A 7,521-nucleotide genomic window follows, 5' to 3' on the forward strand; every position below is an offset into this window, starting at 1 on the left:
GCGTGAAGTCACGTGGGGCGTCGCGACGCCGCGCGAACTCGATGACCTGCGCACGAAGCTGGCCGGCCAGCCCGGCTATTACGCGCAGGACGATGCGGTCGGCTGCATCGATCCGAACGGGATGGCGATCCGTATCGAAGTGACGCGCAAGCGCGCGCTCGACATCACCGGCTCGCCGTCGAACGTGTGGGGCCAGACGCTGCGCGTCGACCAGCCGAGCCCGATCTATGCGCGCGCCGAGCCGGTCGAAGTCGGGCACGTGGTGTTCTTCACGAACTGCCTCGACGCGCAGGAAACGTTCTATCACGAGCTGCTCGGCTTCGAGACGTCGGATCGTTATCCGGGCCGAGGCGCATTCATGCGCTGCGCGCCGCACGGCGGCCACCACGACCTGTTCTTGCTCGCGCTGCCGAATGGCAAGCGCGGCCTGAACCACGTCGCGTTCACCGTGCGCGACATCCACGAAGTGTTCGGCGGCGGCATGCACATCGACCGCTGCGGCTGGGAAACGCAACTCGGCCCGGGGCGTCATCCGGTGTCGTCCGCGTACTTCTGGTACTTCCGGAATCCGGCCGGCGCGCTGATCGAGTACTACGCGGACGAAGACGTGCTGACGCCCGAATGGCAGCCACGCGAATTCGAACCTGGCCCGACCGTATTCGCCGAATGGGCGGTCGACGGCGGCCTCGACGGCAACACGCGCCGGCAGAAGAACGCGAAGGCGCCGGAAGGCAAGTTCATGACGGAGCGCAAATCGTGAGCGAAGCAAACACACAGGAGCAGCCCGCGCCGGGCACGGTCGTCGTGATCGGCGGCGGCCAGGCGGCCGGCTGGGTGCTGAAGACGCTGCGGGCGGAAGGCTTCGCGGGCCGTCTCGTGATGATCGCCGACGAGCCGCATCTGCCGTACGAGCGCCCGCCGTTGTCGAAGGCCGTGCTGGCCGGCGACGCGGACATCGAAACGGTGCGCGTCGTGCGTCCCGACGAATTCGACGCGCTGAACGTCGAAGCATGGCAGCCGGAGCGAGCGGCGTCGATCGATCGCACGCGCCGCGTGGTGACAACCGAAAGCGGCCGAGAGATCGAATACGACCGGCTCGTGATCGCGACCGGCGGCACGTCGCGCCGCTTGCCCGATGCGCTCGTCAAGACACCGCACCTGCATTACCTGCGTACGCTCGACGAAGCGGCCGCGCTTGGCGAGAAGCTGCGCGCGAGCCGGCGCGTGCTCGTGATCGGCGGCGGCTGGATCGGCCTCGAAGTCGCGGCGACCGCGCGCAAGCTCGGCGTGGATGCAATCGTGGTCGAAGGCGCGCCGCGCTTGTGCGGCCGCTCGGTGCCGCAGATCGTGTCCGACTTCCTGCTCGACCTGCATCGTTCGAACGGTGTCGACGTGCGACTTGGCGTGGCACTCGAATCGCTCGATGCGCAACCGGACGACGCGTCGAAGGTGCGGGCGACGCTCGCCGACGGCACGACGATCGACGCCGATTTCGCGGTGGCCGGCATCGGCCTCGCGCTCAATGCATCGCTCGCGAGCGACGCGGGGCTCGCGATCGACGACGGCATCGTCGTCGACGAATACGGCGCGACCAGCGACCCGGCGATCTTCGCGTGCGGCGACGTCGCGAACCATCACAACGGCTGGCTGAAGCGGCGCGTGCGGCTCGAATCGTGGGCCAACGCGCAGAACCAGGCGATCGCGGCGGCGAAGGCCGTGCTCGGCGTGCGTGCACCGTACGCGGAGATTCCGTGGTTCTGGTCCGATCAGTACGACGTGAACCTGCAGATCCTCGGTGATCTGCCGGCCGATGCGCAGCTCGTCGTGCGCGGCGATCTCGCCGCGCGTCGTGCGACGCTGTTTTTTGTCGGCGACGGGCATGTGAGAGGTGTCATCGCCGTGAACAACGCGCGTGAGTTGAAGCTCGCGCGCAAGTGGATGAACCAGGGCCGGGCGGTGAATACGGAAGCCCTGGCAGACACGACCCAAGCGCTTGCCTGACCGGCCCAACCCGGAAAGAGATCCAGGAGATCCCCCGCATGAGCACTTTCGACAATGTCGTGGCCGGCAGGGCCGCGACGGAAGCTGCCGCCTCCACGCCCGGCGCGATCATCGCGCGGCTCGAGCGGCTTCCGGCCAACGCGATGCAGATCCGCGCACGCGTGCTGATCGGCACCGCGACGTTCTTCGACGGCTTCGACGTGATCACGATCGCGGCGACGTTGCCGCTGCTGATTCACAAATGGGGGCTGTCGCCGACGCAGATCGGCATGCTGATCGCGTCCGGCGCGATCGGCCAGCTGATCGGCGCATTCCTGTTTCCCGCGCTCGCCGAAAAGCACGGCCGCGTGAAGGCGATCGCGTGGAGCTCGGCCGTGATCGGCATCACGAGCATCGCGTGCGGCTTCGCGCCGACCTTCGAGATCTTCGTGCTGCTGCGAATCCTGCAGGGGCTCGGGCTCGGCGGCGAGTTGCCGGTCGCCGCGACGTACATCAACGAGATCACGCGCGCACATGGCCGCGGCCGCTTCGTGCTGCTGTACGAGATCGTGTTCCCGATCGGCCTGCTCGTGTCGATGGCGCTCGGCGCGTGGCTCGTGCCGCGTTTCGGCTGGGAGATCATGTACTTCGTCGGCGGGCTGCCGCTGATCCTGTCGCTCGTGCTCATCCACCTCGTGCCGGAATCGCCGCGCTGGCTCGCGTCGCGCGGGCGGCTCGCGGAAGCCGGGCGTGCGGTCGGCGTGTTCGAAGGATCGGTGCGCGGCGAGCTGCCGCCGGTCACGCAGGTGGCCGCGTTCGACGAGATGGTGCGCCAGCATCCGAAGCGCAGGATGAGCGACCTGTTCAGCGCCGCGTATCGCAAGCGCACGCTCGCGGTGGCGACGTTGTGGGCGACCTGCGGGTTCATCCAGTACGGGCTGTCGACGTGGCTGCCGACGATCTACAAGAACTTCTATCACGCGCCGCTGCAGCTCGCGCTGAACCTCGCGGTGATCGGTTCGGTGATGGGCGTGCTCGGGTCGCTCGCTTCCGCGCTGCTGGTCGACAAGCTCGGCCGCAAGCCGGTGATCGTGTGGTCGTTCGTGCTGTGCGCGCTGTCGCTGGCGCTCGCGGGTATCTATCACGCGTCGTCGGTGTACGTGGTCGCGGTGTTCTGCTCGCTGTCGCTCGGGCTGATGGCGTCGGGCTTCATTACCGCGTACGTCTATACGCCGGAACAGTATCCGACGAGCATTCGCGCGTCGGGCTGCGGGCTCGGCAGCGCGTGGCTGAAGATCGCGTCGTTCGCCGCGCCGATGATCGTGCCGCACGCGATCATCGGCGGGAACCTCGCGCCGGCGTTCTACCTGATCGGCGTCGTGCCGCTGATCGCGGCGGTGACCGTGCATTTCGTCGGAATCGAGACGAAGGGGAAGGTGCTGGAAGCGCTCGAAGCGTAAGCGTATTCCGCAGCGGCGGATGGCGTGAACCGAAAGGCTCGGGCGATGTTCCCCGGGCCTTTTTGTTTCGCGGCGCTCCCGCAGTGGTGTGCGGCGCCGAGCGTACGCGCGATTGTTGGCGCGCGGCTCGCGTGTTCTAATTCACGGTCCCGATTTCGTCAGACGAAAGCCATGCCCCTGTTCGAACCCGTCACGCTGACTACCTCCCGCCTTGTCCTGCGGCCGCTTCGCGACGCCGACGCGCCGGCCTTCTTCGAGATCTGGTCCGATGCGGAAGCGATGCGCTACTTCTCGTTCTCGCCGATGACGCAGATCGAGCAAGCCGAGGCGCGCGTCGCGCGCAACGTGCAGACGTCCGCGAGCGGGGAGAGCCTGACCTGCGTGCTGGAACTGCGGGAAACCGGCGAAGCGCTCGGCGAATGCGTGCTGTTCCACGCGAACGAGCAGTGCCGGCGCGCCGAGATCGGCTTCAGCCTGCGGCGCGCGTTCTGGCGCGGCGGATACATGCGCGAAGCGGCGTCGGCGTTGATCGACCATGCCTTCGGCACGCTGCGGCTGAACCGGCTCGAGGCCGATATCGATCCGCGCAACGCTGCGTCGGCGGGGCTGCTCGAGCGGCTCGGCTTCGTGCGGGAAGGGCTGCTGCGCGAACGCTGGATCGTCGGCGACGAAGTGTCGGACAGCGCGCTGTACGGGTTGCTGGCGAGCGATCGCGGCACGTAAGCGGGCCGACTTGCCGGATTCCCCGGGCGAACGTACGCTTGGTCGACCCCACGATCGACCAACAGGTTCTCGACCATGCAAGCCCATCCTCTGCGTCTTTCCCCCGGCGACGATCTGCGCGGCGCCATCGAGGCAGCGCTACATCGGCACGAAGCGCACGCGGCCTTCGTGATCCAGGGGATCGGCAGCCTGAGCGTCGCGCAGTTGCGCTTCGCCGGCGTCGACCAGCCGACCGAACTGCGCGGCGACCTCGAAATCCTGACGCTGGCCGGCTCGGTGTCGCCGGACGGCGCGCATCTGCATATGTCGATCTCGGATGCGGACGGCCGCGTGACGGGCGGCCATGTCGCGCGCGGCTGCGTGGTGCGCACGACGGCCGAGATCCTGCTTGCGCTGCTGCCCGCGCATCGTTTCTCGCGCGAGCCCGATGCGGGCACCGGCTTCAACGAACTGGTGATCCGGCGCGATCCTTCGTGAGCCGGGCGGCGACGCCGCATGCGTGTCGTGCAGCGGCGGTCGCGCCGTCGTTTCCATCCCGCATAAAAAAGCGCCGCGGCCATTCGGCCCGCTGCGACGTCGACCACCCGCCGCAGCCCGACTGCGTACTTATACCTGCACGGTATCGGCCACTTCCTTGAAGTCTTCGATCTGGTCGAAGTTCATGTACTGGTAGATCTTGTCGCCGTTCGCGGTGAGCACGCCCATGTCGGCCATGTACTCTTCCTTGGTCGGGATCTTGCCCAGACGCGAGCAGATCGCCGCCAGTTCAGCGGAGCCGAGGTACACGTTCGTGTTCTTGCCGAGACGGTTCGGGAAGTTGCGGGTCGACGTCGACATGACCGTCGCGCCTTCGCGCACCTGTGCCTGGTTGCCCATGCACAGCGAGCAGCCCGGCATTTCGGTCCGTGCGCCGGCCGTGCCGAACACGCCGTAGTGGCCTTCTTCCGTCAGCTGCTTCTGGTCCATCTTGGTCGGCGGCGCGACCCACAGCTTGACCGGAATGTCGCGCTTGCCTTCGAGCAGCTTCGACGCGGCACGGAAGTGACCGATGTTGGTCATGCACGAGCCGATGAATACTTCGTCGATCTTCGCGCCGGCGACGTCGGACAGCGTCTTCACGTCGTCCGGGTCGTTCGGGCAGGCGACGATCGGCTCGTGGATGTCGGCGAGGTCGATCTCGATGACGGCCGCGTATTCGGCGTCGGCATCCGGCGACAGCAGTTGCGGGTCGGCCAGCCACTGTTCCATCGCCGCGATGCGGCGTTGCAGGCTGCGCGGGTCCTGGTAGCCCTGCGCGATCATCCACTTGAGCAGCGTGACGTTGCTGTTCAGGTACTCGATGATCGGTTCCTTGTTCAGGTGCACCGTGCAACCGGCAGCCGAACGCTCGGCGGACGCATCCGACAGCTCGAACGCTTGCTCGACCTTCAGGTCCGGCAGGCCTTCGATTTCGAGAATGCGGCCCGAGAAGATGTTCTTCTTGCCTTGCTTGGCAACCGTCAGCATGCCTTGCTTGATCGCGTACAGCGGAATCGCGTTGACGAGGTCACGCAGCGTGACGCCCGGCTGCATCTTGCCCTTGAAGCGGACCAGCACCGACTCCGGCATGTCCAGCGGCATCGTGCCGGTGGCGGCCGCGAATGCGACCAGGCCCGAGCCTGCCGGGAAGCTGATGCCGATCGGGAAGCGGGTGTGCGAATCGCCGCCGGTGCCGACGGTGTCGGGCAGCAGCATGCGGTTCAGCCACGAGTGGATCACGCCGTCGCCCGGGCGCAGCGCGATGCCGCCACGCGTGCTGATGAAGTTCGGCAGCGTCTGGTGCGTCTTCACGTCGACCGGCTTCGGATACGCGGCGGTGTGGCAGAACGACTGCATCACGAGGTCGGCCGAGAAGCCGAGGCAGGCCAGATCCTTCAGTTCGTCGCGGGTCATCGGGCCCGTGGTGTCCTGCGAGCCGACCGAGGTCATCTTCGGTTCGCAGTACGTGCCCGGGCGCACGCCCTGGCCTTCCGGCAGACCGCACGCGCGGCCGACCATCTTCTGCGCGAGCGAGAAACCCTTGCCGCTGTCGGCCGGCTGGTGCGGCAGGCGGAACAGCGTCGACGGCGCGAGGCCGAGCGCTTCACGCGCCTTCGCGGTCAGGCCGCGGCCGATGATCAGCGGAATGCGGCCGCCGGCGCGCACTTCGTCGAACAGCACGTCGGACTTCACCTGGAATTCGGCGATGACCTTGCCGTCCTTCAGCGCCTTGCCTTCGTACGGGCGCAGTTCGACCACGTCGCCCATGTTCATCTGCGACACGTCGAGCTCGATCGGCAGCGCGCCGGCGTCTTCCATCGTGTTGTAGAAGATCGGGGCGATCTTGCCGCCGAGGCACACGCCGCCGAAGCGCTTGTTCGGGACGAACGGGATGTCTTCGCCGGTGAACCACAGCACCGAGTTGGTGGCCGACTTGCGCGAGGAGCCGGTGCCGACCACGTCGCCGACGTAGGCGACCAGGTGACCCTTTTCCTTCAGCGATTCGATGAACTTGACCGGGCCGCGCTTGCCGTCTTCTTCCGGCGTGATGCCCGGGCGCGCGTTCTTCAGCATCGCCAGCGCGTGCATCGGGATGTCGGGGCGCGTGGTGGCGTCCGGTGCCGGCGACAGGTCGTCGGTGTTGGTTTCGCCGGTGACCTTGAACACGGTGATGGTCAGGCTTTCCGGCACTTCCGGACGGCTCGTGAACCATTCGGCATCGGCCCAGCTCTGCAGCACGGCCTTCGCGTGCGCGTTGCCCTTGTCGGCGAGTTCCTTCACGTCATGGAACTGGTCGAACATCAGCAGGGTTTTCTTCAGCGCGTCGGCGGCGACGGCCGCGACGGCTTCGTCGGACAGCAGCTCGATCAGCGGCTGGATGTTGTAGCCGCCGAGCATCGTGCCGAGGAGTTCGGTCGCGCGTTCGCGCGAGATCAGCGGGCAGGCCGTCTCGCCTTTCGCGACGGCGGCCAGGAAGCCGGCCTTCACGCGGGCGGCTTCGTCGACGCCGGCGGGCACGCGATGGGTGATCAGGTCGAGCAGCGTCTGCTCTTCGCCGGCGGGCGGGTTCGTCAGCAATTCGACCAGTTCGGCGGTTTGCTGAGCCGTCAGCGGCAGGGGAGGAATACCGAGCGCGGCGCGGGCGGCCACGTGAGCACGAAAGTTTTCAAGCATGGGGAGACCTGCTGATATTGCGTTGGAGGGGAAGGCCTTGCCGGCACTCCGGGGCTATTCCAGGCACTGCTTTGAGCGGGATTCTAATCTCAATGAGGTGGAACGTCAAATGTCTTATGTCTTATATAAGACTTGGCGGTGCGAAAGACGGGAGGCGCGGCTGCAT

At 66.9% G+C, this 7,521-nt stretch carries 6 protein-coding genes; 5 read left to right on the forward strand and 1 reads right to left on the reverse strand.

The window, feature by feature from the left end:
- The 5 genes from H3O04_RS32425 to H3O04_RS32445 form a co-directional block, all read left to right on the forward strand.
- A partial coding sequence (locus H3O04_RS32425) for a VOC family protein (RefSeq protein WP_202589240.1) occupies nucleotides 1-760 on the forward strand: 760 nt, incomplete at its 5' end.
- On the forward strand, nucleotides 757-2,001 hold the full coding sequence (locus tag H3O04_RS32430) for an NAD(P)/FAD-dependent oxidoreductase (protein ID WP_202589241.1): 1,245 nt from the start codon (nucleotides 757-759) through the stop codon (nucleotides 1,999-2,001). The genes H3O04_RS32425 and H3O04_RS32430, both read left to right, overlap by 4 nt.
- Nucleotides 2,002-2,039: 38 nt before the next feature.
- Nucleotides 2,040-3,440, forward strand: coding sequence for an MFS transporter (locus tag H3O04_RS32435; protein ID WP_011547433.1), 1,401 nt, complete (start codon nucleotides 2,040-2,042; stop codon nucleotides 3,438-3,440).
- A gap of 171 nt (nucleotides 3,441-3,611) precedes the next feature.
- Complete coding sequence (locus H3O04_RS32440) at nucleotides 3,612-4,163, forward strand: GNAT family N-acetyltransferase (RefSeq protein ID WP_012339778.1); 552 nt, start codon at nucleotides 3,612-3,614, stop codon at nucleotides 4,161-4,163.
- A gap of 75 nt (nucleotides 4,164-4,238) precedes the next feature.
- On the forward strand, nucleotides 4,239-4,640 hold the full coding sequence (locus tag H3O04_RS32445) for a PPC domain-containing DNA-binding protein (RefSeq protein ID WP_012339779.1): 402 nt from the start codon (nucleotides 4,239-4,241) through the stop codon (nucleotides 4,638-4,640).
- A 129-nt stretch (nucleotides 4,641-4,769) separates the two neighbouring features.
- Here H3O04_RS32445 and acnB read toward each other — a convergent pair whose 3' ends face one another.
- Nucleotides 4,770-7,355: a bifunctional aconitate hydratase 2/2-methylisocitrate dehydratase gene (gene acnB, locus H3O04_RS32450; RefSeq protein WP_011547436.1), complete on the reverse strand. Its 2,586-nt coding sequence runs from the start codon at nucleotides 7,353-7,355 to the stop codon at nucleotides 4,770-4,772.
- Between the last annotated feature and the right edge of the window lie 166 nt (nucleotides 7,356-7,521).

It is taken from the genome of Burkholderia sp. KCJ3K979 (genome assembly GCF_016759955.1).
Classification (GTDB): Bacteria; Pseudomonadota; Gammaproteobacteria; order Burkholderiales; family Burkholderiaceae; genus Burkholderia; species Burkholderia orbicola.

Bases quoted from the DNA above. Each gene is read 5' to 3' on its own strand.
- H3O04_RS32435 (WP_011547433.1), top strand. From the start codon at position 2,040: ATGAGCACTTTCGACAATGTCGTGGCCGGCAGGGCCGCGACGGAAGCT.
- H3O04_RS32445 (WP_012339779.1), top strand. From the start codon at position 4,239: ATGCAAGCCCATCCTCTGCGTCTTTCCCCCGGCGACGATCTGCGCGGC.
- H3O04_RS32440 (WP_012339778.1), top strand. From the start codon at position 3,612: ATGCCCCTGTTCGAACCCGTCACGCTGACTACCTCCCGCCTTGTCCTG.
- acnB (WP_011547436.1), bottom strand. From the start codon at position 7,355: ATGCTTGAAAACTTTCGTGCTCACGTGGCCGCCCGCGCCGCGCTCGGT.